The 15,083-nt window shown below is 47.2% G+C and carries 15 protein-coding genes and 2 pseudogenes; 4 read left to right on the plus strand and 13 right to left on the minus strand.

The features are described from left to right. Nucleotides 1–103, plus strand: a pseudogene (locus tag Q0R37_RS11320) (RNA methyltransferase); the annotation flags it as partial. A 634-nt stretch (nucleotides 104–737) separates the two neighbouring features. Here Q0R37_RS11320 and trpA read toward each other — a convergent pair. The 9 genes from trpA to Q0R37_RS11365 form a co-directional block, all read right to left on the minus strand. Beyond that, nucleotides 738–1,511 carry a tryptophan synthase subunit alpha gene (gene trpA, locus Q0R37_RS11325; protein ID WP_294754535.1) on the minus strand — a complete coding sequence of 258 codons (774 nt, stop codon included), beginning with the start codon at nucleotides 1,509–1,511 and terminating at the stop codon, nucleotides 738–740. After that, nucleotides 1,504–2,694 (minus strand): tryptophan synthase subunit beta, encoded by a 1,191-nt coding sequence (gene trpB, locus Q0R37_RS11330; RefSeq protein WP_294754538.1) that lies wholly within the window; start codon nucleotides 2,692–2,694, stop codon nucleotides 1,504–1,506. Before trpB ends, trpA begins: the two co-directional genes overlap by 8 nt. A gap of 29 nt (nucleotides 2,695–2,723) precedes the next feature. Then, nucleotides 2,724–3,506: a class I SAM-dependent methyltransferase gene (locus Q0R37_RS11335; RefSeq protein WP_294754557.1), complete on the minus strand. Its 783-nt coding sequence runs from the start codon at nucleotides 3,504–3,506 to the stop codon at nucleotides 2,724–2,726. A gap of 25 nt (nucleotides 3,507–3,531) precedes the next feature. Then, a complete protein-coding gene (locus tag Q0R37_RS11340) occupies nucleotides 3,532–4,128 on the minus strand; it encodes a phosphoribosylanthranilate isomerase (RefSeq protein ID WP_294754558.1) in 597 nt (198 codons plus the stop codon). Between the two features lies 1 nt (nucleotide 4,129). Next, the gene (trpC, locus tag Q0R37_RS11345; protein ID WP_294754559.1) at nucleotides 4,130–4,906 is read right to left on the minus strand and encodes an indole-3-glycerol phosphate synthase TrpC; all 777 of its coding nucleotides are present in this window, start codon (nucleotides 4,904–4,906) and stop codon (nucleotides 4,130–4,132) included. An 8-nt stretch (nucleotides 4,907–4,914) separates the two neighbouring features. Then, entirely contained in the window at nucleotides 4,915–5,934 is a 1,020-nt protein-coding gene (trpD, locus tag Q0R37_RS11350) for an anthranilate phosphoribosyltransferase (protein WP_294754561.1), read from the minus strand. Between the two features lie 24 nt (nucleotides 5,935–5,958). Then, on the minus strand, nucleotides 5,959–6,525 hold the full coding sequence (locus Q0R37_RS11355) for an aminodeoxychorismate/anthranilate synthase component II (RefSeq protein ID WP_294754564.1): 567 nt from the start codon (nucleotides 6,523–6,525) through the stop codon (nucleotides 5,959–5,961). Beyond that, nucleotides 6,522–7,988, minus strand: a complete 1,467-nt coding sequence (gene trpE, locus Q0R37_RS11360; protein WP_294754566.1) for an anthranilate synthase component I — start codon at nucleotides 7,986–7,988, stop codon at nucleotides 6,522–6,524. Before trpE ends, Q0R37_RS11355 begins: the two co-directional genes overlap by 4 nt. 663 nt (nucleotides 7,989–8,651) lie before the next feature. Further along, nucleotides 8,652–9,035, minus strand: a complete 384-nt coding sequence (locus Q0R37_RS11365) for a VOC family protein (protein WP_294754568.1) — start codon at nucleotides 9,033–9,035, stop codon at nucleotides 8,652–8,654. A gap of 258 nt (nucleotides 9,036–9,293) precedes the next feature. Here Q0R37_RS11365 and Q0R37_RS11370 point away from each other — a divergent pair, with 258 nt between their 5' ends. Further along, a complete protein-coding gene (locus Q0R37_RS11370) occupies nucleotides 9,294–10,022 on the plus strand; it encodes an ATP-binding cassette domain-containing protein (RefSeq protein ID WP_294754570.1) in 729 nt (242 codons plus the stop codon). Nucleotides 10,023–10,035: 13 nt separating this feature from the next. After that, a complete protein-coding gene (locus tag Q0R37_RS11375) occupies nucleotides 10,036–10,962 on the plus strand; it encodes a SufD family Fe-S cluster assembly protein (protein WP_294754572.1) in 927 nt (308 codons plus the stop codon). A gap of 124 nt (nucleotides 10,963–11,086) precedes the next feature. Here Q0R37_RS11375 and Q0R37_RS11380 read toward each other — a convergent pair whose 3' ends face one another. The 4 genes from Q0R37_RS11380 to Q0R37_RS11395 form a co-directional block, all read right to left on the minus strand. Further along, nucleotides 11,087–11,968, minus strand: coding sequence for a DegV family protein (locus Q0R37_RS11380; protein WP_294754575.1), 882 nt, complete (start codon nucleotides 11,966–11,968; stop codon nucleotides 11,087–11,089). A 190-nt stretch (nucleotides 11,969–12,158) separates the two neighbouring features. Beyond that, nucleotides 12,159–13,268 (minus strand): GGDEF domain-containing protein, encoded by a 1,110-nt coding sequence (locus Q0R37_RS11385; RefSeq protein ID WP_294754577.1) that lies wholly within the window; start codon nucleotides 13,266–13,268, stop codon nucleotides 12,159–12,161. 133 nt (nucleotides 13,269–13,401) lie between these two features. Beyond that, nucleotides 13,402–13,866: a C-GCAxxG-C-C family protein gene (locus Q0R37_RS11390; RefSeq protein WP_294754579.1), complete on the minus strand. Its 465-nt coding sequence runs from the start codon at nucleotides 13,864–13,866 to the stop codon at nucleotides 13,402–13,404. Nucleotides 13,867–13,894: 28 nt separating this feature from the next. Beyond that, nucleotides 13,895–14,389, minus strand: coding sequence for a hypothetical protein (locus tag Q0R37_RS11395; RefSeq protein WP_294754581.1), 495 nt, complete (start codon nucleotides 14,387–14,389; stop codon nucleotides 13,895–13,897). A gap of 387 nt (nucleotides 14,390–14,776) precedes the next feature. On the opposite strand from Q0R37_RS11395, the pseudogene Q0R37_RS11400 reads away from it, so the two are divergent. Next, nucleotides 14,777–15,083, plus strand: a pseudogene (locus tag Q0R37_RS11400) (hypothetical protein); the annotation flags it as partial.

Here is a 15,083-nt window from a genome sequence, read left to right on the forward strand (position 1 = left end):
GGCGGATTATGTGGTAAAAATACCTATGAGCCGCGGGGTGGACTCGCTCAATGTTGCCGCCGCCAGCGCAGTGGCTTTCTTTCAGCTGAGCAGAAATATATAACAGCCCACAACGGCGGGATATACGCCTATGTTCCCCTCTTTATATATGTTGCATATAAATGTCACACAATTTTTGTTACAATCTGTTACAGCGCGGTTACAAACAGCAATAAACGATAAGAACAGAACAATATTTGTCTTGTTTTCCCCAATTCTTTATTGTATAATAATTACAGATAATACAGTGGACATATATGTACAGTGTTCAAATGAGATTACAAAGTGCTTTCAAACTGTATTATTTGATTACAAATTGGAAACACCAAATCATTATGCATTACCGCTGCTAAAATATGTTACAGGACATAAACATGAATAGAAGCAAACCTTCCCTGACGGTATGCATATATGACATAAAGCTGCATACTCTCACCCTATGTTATGCAGCAAGTCGGTTGGTTCGGCTTCCGACCTTGGCAGAAAAGGCAAGAACGGGATCTATGATCTCGTTCATCTGACCAATTCTATCTGCGGAGACAGCTCCGCAAATTAAGTATGATTGTACCACCTCTCTGAATAATAGATAAGAAAGTCCCTCTTATGACCGAGGGGACTTTCTTATTTCAGACAAAAAGCCCGAAAGCTTTCATTTATTGAATGCTTTCGGGCTTTTATCATACCGTTGTGTTCAGCCTTTATGATATTACGGCGTTTTTCATTTCCTTTATGTACTCGCCAACGTATTTCGCAGCGTCTTTTCCGTGCTTTTCGATAAGCTTTATTATAGCCGAGCCCACGATAGCTCCGTCAGAAAGAGCTGCCATAGCCTTTGCCTGTTCGGGCTTTGAGATACCGAAGCCTACTGCACAGGGAACGTCCGTATTATTACGCACGAGCTTGACAAGATCGCCTATATTCGTTGTGATCTCGCTTCTCTCACCTGTAACTCCGAGACTTGATACTATATATATAAAGCCGCTTGCTTCCTTGGCTATCATTGCGATACGGTCCTCTGAGGTAGGCGCGATCATGGAGATAAGGTCAACTCCGTACTGCTTGGCAACATCGGCAAATTCGCCCTTTTCCTCATAAGGAAGATCGGGAAGTATGATACCGTCAACTCCCGCTTCGCAGCATCTTGCCATGAAGCGCTCAGCGTCGTATGAATATACCACATTTGCATAGGTCATGAATACAAATGGTATCTTAACATCCTTGCGAAGCTCCTTTACAAGCTCAAAAACCTTGTCTGTGGTTACTCCGCCTGCAAGAGCGCGGATGTTTGCTCCCTGAATAACAGGGCCTTCTGCAGTAGGATCGGAGAAAGGTATGCCAAGCTCGATGAGGTCTGCGCCGTTTTCCGCAGCAGCTCTTACTATCTTTGCGGTAGTCTCAAGGTCGGGATCACCGCAGGTCACGAAAGGTATGAAAGCCTTTCCGTTTGCGAAAGCAGCTCTTATATTACTCATGGATATCCTCCCCTCTGTAGCGGGCAATGGCAGCGCAGTCCTTGTCGCCGCGTCCCGAAACAGTTACAATTATTATCTTATCCTTGTCCATAGTCGGTGCAAGCTTCATAGCATATGCGATGGCGTGAGCCGACTCGATAGCAGGGATTATGCCCTCTGTACGCGAAAGGTACTCGAAAGCGTTTACCGCTTCGTCATCGGTAACAGGCACATATTCCGCCCTGCCGATATCGTGGAGATGTGCGTGCTCGGGACCTACTCCGGGGTAGTCAAGACCTGCGGAGATAGAGTAAACAGGAGCTATCTGACCGTACTTATCCTGACAGAAATAGGACTTCATACCGTGGAATATGCCTATTCTTCCCGTATTTACCGTTGCAGCAGTCTCGAATGTGTCGATACCTCTGCCCGCAGCTTCACAGCCTATAAGGCGTACTCCCTCATCGGGAATGAAATGATAGAAGCTTCCGATAGCGTTTGAACCGCCGCCTACACAGGCAATGACCGCGTCGGGAAGCCTGCCCTCTGCTTCAAGTATCTGAGCTCTCGCCTCACGGGAGATAACAGCCTGAAAATCGCGGACTATAGTCGGGAACGGGTGCGGTCCCATAACAGAACCGAGACAGTAATGAGTATCAGAGATACGTGATGTCCACTCGCGCATAGCCTCGGAAACTGCGTCCTTGAGGGTAGCTGTTCCGCTCTTTACGGGGATAACGTCAGCTCCGAGAAGTCTCATGCGGTAAACGTTGAGCGCCTGACGCTTTGTATCCTCCTCGCCCATAAATACCACACATTCCATATCAAGGAGAGCAGCGGCAGTAGCAGTCGCAACTCCGTGCTGACCTGCGCCCGTTTCGGCAATAAGGCGTGTTTTTCCCATTTTCTTGGCAAGCAGAGCCTGTCCGAGAACATTGTTTATCTTGTGTGAGCCTGTGTGGTTGAGATCCTCGCGCTTGAGGTATATCTTAGCTCCGCCGAGCTCTCTTGTGAGCTTATCTGCGCGGTAGAGCAGCGAAGGTCTGCCTGCGTAATTATTGAGGAGCTCTGTGAGCTCACGGTTGAAATCGGGATCGTTTTTATAGTGGTCGTAAGCCTTTTCAAGCTCTATGACCGCATTCATCAGCGTTTCGGGGATATACTGTCCGCCGTGAACGCCGAATCTGCCTTTTGATTCTGACATAATATCTGTCCTTTCATTATTAAATGTATTTAAAGCTTTCGCAGGATATCAAGAGTATGATTGGATACGCCGATCATATCCTGCCTTTCGCATATTGAAAAATGATAATCCATCCACTTTTCAAATGTATCATCATCCATTTCGTCTATGCACTCGCGCATATAATTGGTCATTCCGTCGGAAGCGATCAGCTTTATACGCTCGGCATTTACTGCACTGTCAAGCTCGTCTATCTCCTCTGTCCTTACCATGGAAAAGATATCCTTCGGTTCGCTGATGCAGTGCCAGTCGGGAGCTGTCATATCCTTTTCAAGTACCTCTTTCAGATGGCCGTGCATAAATGCGTATTGAATGATACACGCCTCGTTCATGCAGTAGGCAGCAAATATGATACCGCCCTGCTTTGTAACTCTGACAGCTTCCGAAAGAGCCTTAAGCTTGTCATCCCTTGTATACAAATGGTACATAGGACCGAGAACAAGGGTCATATCAAAGGTATTGTCCTCAAAGCGTGACAGGTCAAGAGCATTTCCCTGCATCACATCAATGATTTCACTGCCGTCAAGCTTGCCTTTAAGGACATCAATGTTATGCTCAACGAGCTCCAGAGCCGTAACTCTGCTGCCTTCCCGTGCAAGTGGGATACTGTACCTTCCCGTACCTGCGCCGACTTCAAGTATTTCCGCATCTGTCCTGCCTTTCAGGTACTCATGGATATACTTCATAGTCGTTATGTATTCGACCCTACCATGCTTTGACAGAAGCCTTTCGTCCTCGTTTATGCTGTTGTAGAAGCTTTCAAGAAAATCCATGGGATCATCTCCTGTATCTCGCAGCTCAGGCGTTCCTTACCGCTTCCGCAAAGGCCGCCATTTTCTCAAAGTCCTTGAAGCCCTCCGTTTCAAGACATGAGCTTGCGTCAAGCGCGTATGGGCTGAGAGCCTTTATGGCTTCCGCTGCATTTTCGGGAGTTATCCCGCCTGCAAGGAAGAAATCACGCTTTATGCCGCTTATGAGGGACCAGTCAAAGACCTCTCCCGAGCCTCCGCCCGAATCAAGAAGAACATAATCCGCACATGAGCTTTCCGCCCTCTCGCAGTCAGCCTTGCATTTTATCCTGAAAGCTCTTATTACAGGTATACCCATGCTTTTCAGAGCCTTTATGTCCTCCTCGCTCTCGTCGCCGTGGAGCTGAGCGATCTTTATTGCTCCGCACTTTACGGCAGCAGCTATATTCTCAACAGTCTCGTTCACAAAAACTCCCACGGGGATCACCCTTTTATCAAGAAGCTTCGTGAGCTCCGCCGCTTTTTCGGGCGAAATATAACGTCTGCTATTCTCTGCGAAAACATAGCCGATATAATCGGGAAGCAGCCTGTTTGCGTACTCTATGTCCGCTTCGCGCCTGAGTCCGCACATTTTTATCTTAGTCATATTATCCTTTCAGCTCTGCGAGCTTTGCCTTTTTGTCAGCCGCCCTCATAAGAGTCTCACCTATGAGCACGGCGTTCACGCCTGCTTCACGCAGAAGCCTTATATCTTCCGCATTACGCACACCGCTCTCGGAGACGAAGCTCACAGCTGCGGGAGCAAGCTCCCGCAGCCTGCGGCTGTTGCCCGTATCTACGGAAAAATCCTTGAGGTTGCGGTTATTAACGCCTATGATGCGCGCTCCTGAGGCAACAGCCGTGCGAAGCTCCGCTTCGTCGTGAGCTTCGACGAGAGCCGATATCCCAAGTTCATCGCATATGCCGATATATTCGCTTATCTGCTGCTGCGAAAGAATAGAACAGATAAGGAGAACGGCCTTTGCGCCGAGGAGCTTTGCTTCGTATATCATGTAATCGTCTACCGTGAAGTCCTTGCGTATGCAGGGTATGCTTACATTTGCAGCTATCTCGCGAAGATAATCGTCACTTCCGAGGAACCATTTCGGCTCTGTGAGCACAGAAATGCAATCAGCACCTGCTGCCTCATACTCCTTTGCAATTTCAAAATAAGGGAAATCCTCTGCGATGATGCCCTTTGATGGAGAAGCCTTCTTGCACTCGCAGATAAAGGCTATATCATCCTTTTTCAGTGCCTTTTCAAATTCAAAGCCGCCTTTCGGGAGCTCCATAGCAAGCCTTTTTATATCATCTGCGGAGACATTTTCCTTAGCCGCCGCAACACGCTCGCGGGCGTAGTCTGCAAGCTGGTCGAGAATAGTCATACAGCACCTCAGTTCTTTGACTCTGCAATAAATTTATCCATCAATGCAAGTGCAGAGCCGTTGTCTATGAGCTCGGCAGCCTTTTTGATACCGTCAGCCATCGTATCAGCCTTGCCGCCGATATATATGGCAGCGCCCGCATTGAGCAGTACCGCATTTCTCTTGTGTCCCTTTATGCTGCCGTCAAGTATGCCGCGCGTGATAGCTGCATTCTCCTCGGGAGTACCGCCCTTGAGGTCATCCTTGGTGCAGCGCTCGAAGCCGAACTGCTCGGGAGTTATCTCGTAGTTCTTCATCCAGCCGTCCTTATACTCGCATACCACAGTCGGAGCGCTCAGTGATATCTCGTCAAGCTTATCCGTGCCGAAAACTACCATGCCGTTCTTTGAACCGAGCTTCATGAGGACTTCCGCAACAGGCTCAAGGAGAACTCTGTCGTAAACGCCGAGAAGGTGATGATTCGGGCAGGCAGGATTGGTAAGAGGTCCGAGGATATTGAATACGGTACGGAAGCCGAGCTCCTTTCTGATAGGACCTACATATTTCATGGAAGTATGGTACTTCTGTGCGAAGAAAAAGCAAAATCCCACGTTTTCAAGGAGCTTTCCGCACTTCTCGGGTTCAAGGTCTATATTTGCCCCGAGAGCCTCAAGGCAGTCGGCAGTTCCCGAAAGTGAGGAAGCAGCGCGGTTTCCGTGCTTCGATACCTTTATGCCCGATGCAGCGATGACAAATGCGGAGGTCGTTGAAATATTGAAGCTGTGTGCGTTGTCGCCGCCTGTTCCGACTATTTCAAGGAGATCCATGTCGTTTTCGAATTTTACTGCTGCGTCGCGCATTGCAGCCGCACAGCCTGTTATCTCGTCTATAGTCTCAGCCTTTGTGCTCTTGGTGGAAAGAGCGGAAAGAAATGCCGCATTCTGTGTGGGAGTGGTCTCTCCTGCCATTATCTCCGATATTACCTGATATGCCTCATCGTAGGTGAGGTCTTCCTTGTTTACTATCTTTACGATCGCTTCTTTTATCATAGTGATTACCTCCAAAAAGTATCTTTACATTTCAATGAAATTCCGCAGCATAATGTGTCCGTCGGGAGTCATTATCGACTCGGGGTGGAACTGAACGCCGTATATCGGGTATTCCTTATGCTGTACCGCCATTATCTCTCCGTCGTCCGCAACTGCCGTAACATCGAAGCAGTCAGGGATCGTATCCGCGTCTGCCGCAAGCGAATGATATCTCGCCACGGGAGCTCCCTCGTCTATTCCCCTGAAAAGAGGACTGTCATTCATGAAGCTTATAACGGACTGCTTTCCGTGCATGAGCTGCTTTGCGTAAGTTACCGCAGCTCCGTAGGCTGCACATATAGCCTGATGTCCGAGACACACACCGAGAGTCGGTATCTTTCTGCACACCGTCTTTGCAGCCTCTATTATTATTCCTGCATCCTCGGGACGTCCGGGACCGGGGGAAAGGATTATCCTGTCGGGATCGAGCTTTTCTATCTCCCCCACTGTCATCTCGTCATTTCTTATGACCTTGATATCAGGCTCTATAGCGCCTATCATCTGATAAAGGTTGTATGAAAAGCTGTCGTAATTATCAATGAGAAGAATCATATTTCCGCCTCCTCCGCAAGTTTAAGAGCATTTACAACTGCCGCAGCCTTGTTTATGCACTCCTGATATTCCTTTTCGGGTACTGAGTCCGCAACTATTCCTGCGCCGCTCCTTACGAATACCTTGCCGTTCTTCTTGTAAGCGATGCGGATAGCGATACAGGTATCGAGGTTGCCCGTAAAGTCGATATAGCCTATTGCTCCGCCGTAGATACCGCGCTTGTTGTTTTCAAGCTCGGCAATGAGCTGGCAGGCGCGTATCTTGGGAGCTCCCGAAAGAGTACCCGCAGGGAGCACCGCGCTTACCGCGTCAAGTCCGTCAAATTCATCTCTTATCTCGCCGCGTACCGTAGAGCCGATATGCATTACGTGGGAATAGCGCTCTATACTGTGGAGCTTTTCCACCTCTACACTGCCGAACCTGCTTATCTTGCCGAGGTCGTTTCTTCCGAGATCGACAAGCATATTATGCTCTGCAAGTTCCTTTTCGTCCGCAAGCAGATCGGCTTCAAGAGCCTTGTCCTCTGCCTCTGTCTTTCCGCGGGGACGTGTTCCCGCAAGGGGGAAGGTGTGAAGCACTCCGTCCTCAAGCTTTACGAGAGTTTCGGGAGAAGCTCCTGCGATCTCCACATCTGTTCCCGAAAAATAGAACATATACGGTGACGGATTTATTGTTCTCAGCACACGGTAGGTATTCAGCAGGCTGCCCTCAAAATCGGCGGAAAGCCTGTTTGAAAGCACTATCTGGAAGATATCGCCCTCGCGGATATGGCGCTTTGCCTTTTCCACCATTCCGCAGTACTCTTCCTTGCTGAACAGGGCTGTGACCTCGCTTTTGAGGTGTCCCGCAGGCTCGCGCCTGCGTACACCGTTCCTGAGGAGCTCTGCCATTTGCTGAAGCTCCATTTTCGCCTTGTTGTAGCCTGCCTCCCCCTCTTCAAGTCTCATATTTGATATGAGTATGAGCTTCTGACGGAAGTTGTCAAAGGCTATGACCTTATCGAAAAGCATAAGGTCTGCGTCCTTGAAGTTCTCGGTATCATTTACATCTGTACGGAGCGTTTTCTCGGAGTAAGCAAGGAAATCATAGGAGAAATATCCTGCAAGTCCTCCCGTAAATGTGGGAAGATAACTGAACTTAGGGCTTCTGTATTTTGAAAGTATCTGTCTTATCTGTACTGACGGATCATCTGATGTCATTCTGACGTCGCCTATGGTCAGCTCATTACCTGCGGCAGTGATCTGAAGCTTCGGGTCGTAGCCGAGGAACGTATAGCGTCCCCATTTTTCCTTTTCAGCCACAGACTCGAGCATATAGCAGTGAGTCGAGATACTTTTCAGTATCATTATGGCTTCGATAGGAGTGCAGATATCCGACAGTATCTCACAGCTTACAGGGAGAATGTCGTACTTTCCGCTCTCGGCATAACGTCTTACTGTGTCAAGGTCGGGTAAAAAATTCATAAAAAGCACCTCCGCAGCCTGTCAGGGCAACAAAAAAGTCCCTGACAGACCAATATGATCTGTCAAGGACGAATAATCACTATCCGCGGTACCACCTTGATTCACGGCTTTGCCGTGCACTTAACAGGATACTGTCATATCCCTGATGATTAACGCACATCCTGACGTTGCAGAATACTCTGGGGAAACCAATGAAAATACTCATGCCTGCACCCATTTGACTGCACCCTCCGCGGTCCATTTGCTAATCTGTTTTTCACCCGACTCTCAGCACCGCGGGCTCTCTGTGGAAGCATAATTAACTTTATCTCCGCTTCAACGGTTTGACTTGATGACATTATATCACTGCTTTTCTTACTTGTCAAGTAGTTTTTGAAATTTTTTTATTTTTACAAGTGCAGACACGGTATTACGCAGGAAAAAGCTGTACTCAAAGAGTACAGCTTTTTCTGATTTGTCCCTTACAACAAATTCTTTTTGGACACGGGAGTGCAGTTCCCGTGCGGAAGCAGCTCCGCCGCTCCTTAAGTACTATTATATTATCAGTCAATTGATTAAGCAAGACTTTTCTTGCTGTATAACACAGGCGACTGTGCAAAAAGTGCGAATGTGCACAAAAAATCAGTATCCGTGTATGCTTTTTTGTTATAAAAGCTGCCGAGATCATACCGTAAGCTCTATTATATTCCCCTCAAACGCGGATATACAGCTCTCATAATAACCGTCACCTGTTGTCCGCGGACCGCTTATTACCTTATAGCCGTCATTTCGGAGCTCCTCCGTGAGCTCGTCAACTCTGTCTTTGCTCCCGAGGCCGAATGCTATATGAGCATAGCCCGTTCTTGCGGGATTTTTCCGCATATCGTCCAAGTCGGGACGGTTCATTATCTCAAGGCGAGCACCGTCATCAAAGCTGATAAAATACGAGCGGAATCCTGTTTTTGCATTGTGATAACCGCTGCTTGAGCTGCCGCCGAAATACTTTACAAAGAAATCAAGGGCAGCTTCAAGGTCACTGACATACATTGCTGTGTGTTCTATCTTCATGGCTGAGGCTCCTTTCCATGTTTAAATTATAGTCTGTTATTCCGCCCGTGTCAACTCTGTAAGTTTTCCTGTCTGTATGATAGGTGTTTTAGCATGATAACGAGTTATGAGCTATTCTGCGTTGTTTCTGCTCTTTCACAATGTTTCTCATGTGCAACAAATATACCCATACTGTTGATTTCAGCCTGCACGGGTGTTATAATTGATAATGTAATAACAATGTTGAAAATCATACGCAAAGCATGAAGGGAGTAAAAAATGCTCGAACTGAAAAATATCGTTTTCAACGCCGATAACGACGGCAAGAACGTGGGAATACTCCGCGATATAAGCCTCACAGTCGAGGACAATAGATTCGTGGTCATAACAGGTCCCAACGGCGGCGGCAAGTCAACTCTCGCCAAGGTCGTTGCAGGAATAATCAAAAACAACTCGGGAAATATCATATTTGACGGTGAGGATATAACCGAAAAAAACATAACCGACCGTGCCCGCATGGGTATCGGCTTCGCATTTCAGCAGCCCGTGCGCTTCAAGGGCATGACTGTGGTCGATATTCTCAGGATAGCCGCTGGAAAGTCACTTTCCGTATCGGAAGCCTGCGAGTACCTCTCTGAGGTCGGTCTCTGTGCAAAGGACTATATCGACCGTGAGATAAACGCTTCCCTTTCGGGCGGCGAGTTAAAGCGTATCGAGATAGCTACAGTTCTCGCCCGTGATGTAAAGCTGGCTCTTTTCGACGAGCCCGAGGCAGGCATAGACCTGTGGAGCTTCAACAATCTTATCCGTATCTTCGAGAATATGCGTAAGGACCGCAGCGGCAGGTCTATCATAGTTATCTCCCATCAGGAACGTATCCTCAATATCGCCGACGAGATAATAGTTATCGCCGACGGAAAGATAGTAAAGCAGGGCAGCAGGGATATTATCCTCCCCGAAATAACAGGTACGGAAAACGCTGTGAATGCCTGCAGCAGAATACAGTAAGGAGGCGGCAGATATGGTTCAGATGGACGCAGTTCAGAAAAGACTTTTTGAGGAGGTCGCCGATCTCCACGGTATCCCCGAGGGAGCTTATAACCTCCGTGCAAACGGACAGGCTGTCAGCAGAAATACCACAGCAAATATTGATATACAGTCAAAAACAGATGTCAGCGGTATTGACATCCGCATAAAGGACGGCACTAAGAACGAAAGCGTGCATATCCCCGTAGTTCTCAGCCAGAGCGGCATCAAGGAGAACGTATACAACGATTTCTATATAGGTGAGGACTGTGACGTACTCATAGTTGCAGGCTGCGGCATTGATAACTGCGGCTCGCAGGACTCGGAGCACGACGGCATACACCGCTTCTTTATCGGTAAGAACTCGCGCATAAAATACGTTGAAAAGCACTATGGCTCAGGTGACGGAAGCGGCAAACGCATACTCAATCCCGTTACTGAGGTATATATGGAAGAGGGCAGCACCATGGAAATGGAAATGGTGCAGATAAAGGGCGTTGACTCCACAGAAAGAACGACTATCGCCGAGCTTAAGGAAAATGCAAAGCTCATTGTCCGCGAGAGGCTCATGACTCACGGTCAGCAGCAGGCAGGAAGTATCTACAAGGTAGACCTTAAGGGCGACGGTTCGAGCGCAGACGTTGTTTCGCGTTCTGTTGCACGTGACGACTCCTATCAGAAGCTCGACCTCTGCATTATCGGAAATGCCGCCTGCAGCGGTCATACCGAGTGCGATTCTATCATTATGGATAACGGACGCATACTTGCTGTTCCCTCACTTGAAGCCAACAATATCGACGCAGCTCTCGTTCACGAGGCTGCTATCGGTAAGATTGCAGGCGAACAGCTCATAAAGCTCATGACTCTCGGACTTACAGAGGCAGAAGCGGAAGAACAGATAATCAACGGATTTCTTAAATGAGTCGTCAGCCATTAGCTGCTGTAGGAGGGCGATGCACACATCGCCCCGTTTATGTATGAACAGACGCAGAATATCCGTCCATACGCATGATAAAAGCCCTTACCATTCGGTAAGGGCTTGTTTTTTACTCAACTTCAAGAGGCCGCGCCGTTATCCCGACTGCTACTCCCTGTGTGCCTGTCCCTACATGAGAAGCTATACTGCACGCAAGAGGGCGGTAAGTCACCTTATAGCCCCTGAACTCATTCTTAACTATATTTACCCAGCGCTCGACTTCCTCGGGAGTTTCCATTGTTCCCGCCGCGCCGATGCTGAGATGATCGTTCGGTATACCCGAATACTTTTCTTCGAGGTCCTTGTGTACTGCCTGCAGCATCTTTTCCTCGGCTGCCGACATTCCTCTTGCCTTTGCGTATGCATCAAGCTTTCCGCCCTGTATCTTGAGTATGGGCTTGAGATTGAGCACCGTTGCGATAGCTGCTCCCGCAGAGGTGATGCGTCCCGTTTTTGTGATGCGCTTGAGAGTCTGCAAAGTTATATATATATCGTTAAGGTATGCATCCTCTTCGAGCCTTTCTCTGATCTCCGCAGCGCTCATACCCTGATCTGCATAGTATCTCGCGTCATATACCGAATCGAGCAGAGTTATGGATATGCGGTGATTGTCAGCTACACATACCTTTCCGCCGTAATCTATGGCAAGTGCCTTTGCTGTGTCGCAGGAGCCGCTCAGTCCGCTTGACATAGGGATATATACCAGCTCGTCATAGCCGTCGGAAAGTATCCTGTCCCACATATCCGTAAGAGCTCCCGGTGACGGCTGGGAGGATACTATTTCCTTGTCCTCGTTCAGAGCCTTATACAGCTCCTCATGAGTAAGCGTAAGCTCTTCCGTATAGTCTTTTCCGTCTATCGTAACAGGCATGGGAAGTACATATATGCCGTGCTTTTTTCCCTCTTCCAAAGTAATACCGCTGTTTGTATCAGTCATTACTGCTGTTTTCATATAATTCCTCGTTTCAGACGCCCGCCGCAGCGAGCCGTTTTCCCATAGGTGATTATATCATTTTATTACTTTTTTGTCAATAGACTGCATTTTACGGCAAAAAAGGCTGCTAAAGCCTGAGTAACGGCATTTATTTCTCAATACAATATTATAGAAAAAGTCACCGTACTTAATGTACGGTGACTTATGTTTAATCAGTATACTCGGTGTGGTCCTTGCCGTTGTTTTTTCCTTTGTAAAGGCGCTTATCCGCTTTGGTAATAACGGTATCTATCTTATCAACGGGGATTCCCACGCTGATGCCGAAGGTCATTGTGACTCCGAATTCGCAGTCGTCAATCTCAAAAGTATGAGCTCTCAGCGACTTGTGTATCTTCTCGGTGAAGGCAAGACCTTTTTCGATGCTTGCTTCGGGAATGATGAACAGGAATTCCTCACCGCCCCATCTTGCGGCATATCCGTCGTCGGGAATTGTGCTTATGAAAAGATTTGAAACGTAAACAAGCACCTTGTCGCCTGCGTCGTGTCCGTAGGTATCGTTAATCCTCTTGAAGTTGTCGATATCACCTATACCGATGACGTACTGGCTCTTCGGCGAGCGGCTCCTTCTGCGGATATCCCTTATATTCTCGTTCATTGCCCGGCGGTTATACAGATTTGTCAGCGGATCTATGGAAGCAAGCTTTTTGAAGTTCTCACGCTGATCCACAAGCTGAAATTCCATATACTCTCTGATAAGGATATTTGTCAGAGCAGCGCATACCAGAACGAAAACGCCTATCAGTGCATTGGTTATCTGCATGGCTCTTACGAGCCTGTTGTCATCAAAATGGTATTTACCGACCGCATCATAATCCATGGTTATCTTGAAATACAGGTAGAAGCCAAGGGAAATACCGCCCACAATAAACGGGATGTACATCCGCCTTGTGCTTGTAAGGAAAGTTGCAGGGATGATGAGTATGAAAAACATGGCAAAATCAGGCTGCCACCCCATAAGGTGCGTAGCATATGCAGCATGAACGATGATCTCAAGATCAGATAGGTAAATAAGGATACTTCTTTCATTTATAAAACGGACGGCTATGAAGCAAGCCACGTAGAATATTACGCTGAAAATGTTGAATATCTCCATTTCACGCACATGGAGTATGTGGAACATTATGAGATATGATATATGAGCGCACAGACAGGCAAGCAGACCGACAGAAAATGCTGTAACTTCATGAGTTTTGTCAAAGAGCTGTTTATGTTCGGAAACGAATTCTCTTAGAAAATTACTGCTCTTTTGGGAATCCATACAATTGTCACTTCCCCTCAGGTGTGGTTATGATTTATTATACACCAATTCAGTAAGAATTTCAATATATAAATTGTTAATAATGAGATTTTGTAAATAATTGTTCAAATAATAAGCGCTTTTTTGCGAAAAATCAAAGCTGAGGCGGGTTTTCGGAAATATATCTGTCGAGGAGCCCGGCGGCAGTCCTTACAAATTTAACGCAGGGACGCACTTTGTAGTACTTTTCGGTGCGCTTTTCGGGCTCGGGAGTACTTGTGACGGATAGCTCCTTCAGGAGCTCACGGCAGATGATTGTGTCATGTTCTGCCTTGAATTCGGCAGCAAGCTGCTGGATCCGCTTGTAATGCTCAGTCTTGTCCTCGTGGGAAAAGCTTTCGCCTGTTCCGTAGAGTATGCCCGCTATCATGAACATAGCCGAGCAGGCGCCGCAGACCTCGCGCATTCTGCCCATACCTGCACCGAAAGAGGAGGAAAGGCGCATAGCAAGGTCTTTGTCCATGCCTGTAACGTCAGTAAATGCCACAAATACCGACTGAGCGCAGTTGAGACCGCCTGCAAAGAGCTCGCAGGCTTTATCGGCATGATCGTATTTCATAGTATAACGTGCTCCTTTCGGTAATTTTTTACAAAAAGTTCCTGTGCCCTTGTATTTCTTCCAATCCCTTAAAGAAGTTTTCAAGAGAGGCAAGTATTTCAGGTATGAAAATGCAGTCTATCTCCATATCGAAAATGATCCCGCTTTTATATATGTTGTCCCTGTTCTTAAAAAAGCCGTTTATAAAACATATACCTTTATCAAGTCTGAATGTCATTTTTGTCCGTTCCTGTGTTTTGGAATTGCTTTCAAGGATCGCAACAGGCTTTGTACCGGGCAGCCCGTCCCAAGCATTGTCCAATTCATAGTAAAAATAATAAAGATTGGCTGCTGTCAGATCACATTCAAATCTGTTTTCCATACCACTGCACTTATAATACACTTCAAAGTCGCCTGCCAGTCCGCTCCGTTTTATGGAGAAACTGTCCTGATGCGCCCTGAAGCTCTTGAATGACAAAGTAAAGCGCTCATCGTCCGTTTCGATATCCATCAGTTTATATGGTAATTCGAGCTTTCCGTTCATATCGGTCATCCCCTTTGTGATAAAAATGAGGCTGAAGATTTTTTCACTCCCCGAACTGCGTCCATGACATCGGCTGTAAGGTATATAATTTATTATAACGTAAAGCAAACGGAAAATCAAGCGGCAAAAACGGGAGTGTTATTTTTTTAACGCTGTATACGGCGGTATATAGCCGTATATGTTAACAGCGCAATAAATGATGAAATTTTTTTGAAAAAAAGACTTGATTTTAAAGCGAAAAAGTCGTATTATATATATTAGGTATGTTCGGCACGGAATAGGATACATTCGCACTGTATCGGTGCATGAAACTGAAAAGCCTGTATTGTACGGATATTTGCAGTCGGTGCAGTATTGGCTGCCTAAAAACCGAAAGGAGTATTTATAATGATTTATTCGCACGAAGTTGAAACAATGTGCCCTATCGCACAGGGCGTTGCTCACGGCGCTGCTCCGATCCCTGAGGAAGCAAAGTGGGTAAAGGCTAAGGAGATAAAGGATATTTCCGGCTTTACACACGGTATAGGCTGGTGTGCACCTGAGCAGGGTACCTGCAAGCTCACACTCAATGTTAAGGAAGGTGTGATCCAGGAAGCTCTCGTTGAGACTATCGGATGCTCCGGTATGACACACTCGGCTGCTATGGCTGCTGAGATCCTCCCGGGCAGAACAATTCTTGAAGCTCTTAACACAG

Origin of the sequence: uncultured Ruminococcus sp., from assembly GCF_946415235.1 — a bacterium.
Taxonomy (GTDB): Bacteria; Bacillota; Clostridia; order Oscillospirales; family Ruminococcaceae; genus Ruminococcus.

What these genes read in the sequence shown, in the direction of transcription:
- Q0R37_RS11365 (WP_294754568.1), bottom strand. Translation starts at nt 9,035, where the DNA reads ATGAAGATAGAACACACAGCAATGTATGTCAGTGACCTTGAAGCTGCC.
- trpD (WP_294754561.1), bottom strand. Translation starts at nt 5,934, where the DNA reads ATGATAAAAGAAGCGATCGTAAAGATAGTAAACAAGGAAGACCTCACC.
- Q0R37_RS11385 (WP_294754577.1), bottom strand. Translation starts at nt 13,268, where the DNA reads ATGGATTCCCAAAAGAGCAGTAATTTTCTAAGAGAATTCGTTTCCGAA.
- Q0R37_RS11390 (WP_294754579.1), bottom strand. Translation starts at nt 13,866, where the DNA reads ATGAAATACGATCATGCCGATAAAGCCTGCGAGCTCTTTGCAGGCGGT.
- Q0R37_RS11375 (WP_294754572.1), top strand. Translation starts at nt 10,036, where the DNA reads ATGGTTCAGATGGACGCAGTTCAGAAAAGACTTTTTGAGGAGGTCGCC.
- trpA (WP_294754535.1), bottom strand. Translation starts at nt 1,511, where the DNA reads ATGAGTAATATAAGAGCTGCTTTCGCAAACGGAAAGGCTTTCATACCT.
- Q0R37_RS11370 (WP_294754570.1), top strand. Translation starts at nt 9,294, where the DNA reads ATGCTCGAACTGAAAAATATCGTTTTCAACGCCGATAACGACGGCAAG.
- trpC (WP_294754559.1), bottom strand. Translation starts at nt 4,906, where the DNA reads ATGACTATTCTCGACCAGCTTGCAGACTACGCCCGCGAGCGTGTTGCG.
- Q0R37_RS11395 (WP_294754581.1), bottom strand. Translation starts at nt 14,389, where the DNA reads ATGAACGGAAAGCTCGAATTACCATATAAACTGATGGATATCGAAACG.
- trpE (WP_294754566.1), bottom strand. Translation starts at nt 7,988, where the DNA reads ATGAATTTTTTACCCGACCTTGACACAGTAAGACGTTATGCCGAGAGC.
- Q0R37_RS11355 (WP_294754564.1), bottom strand. Translation starts at nt 6,525, where the DNA reads ATGATTCTTCTCATTGATAATTACGACAGCTTTTCATACAACCTTTAT.
- Q0R37_RS11340 (WP_294754558.1), bottom strand. Translation starts at nt 4,128, where the DNA reads ATGACTAAGATAAAAATGTGCGGACTCAGGCGCGAAGCGGACATAGAG.
- Q0R37_RS11335 (WP_294754557.1), bottom strand. Translation starts at nt 3,506, where the DNA reads ATGGATTTTCTTGAAAGCTTCTACAACAGCATAAACGAGGACGAAAGG.
- trpB (WP_294754538.1), bottom strand. Translation starts at nt 2,694, where the DNA reads ATGTCAGAATCAAAAGGCAGATTCGGCGTTCACGGCGGACAGTATATC.
- Q0R37_RS11380 (WP_294754575.1), bottom strand. Translation starts at nt 11,968, where the DNA reads ATGAAAACAGCAGTAATGACTGATACAAACAGCGGTATTACTTTGGAA.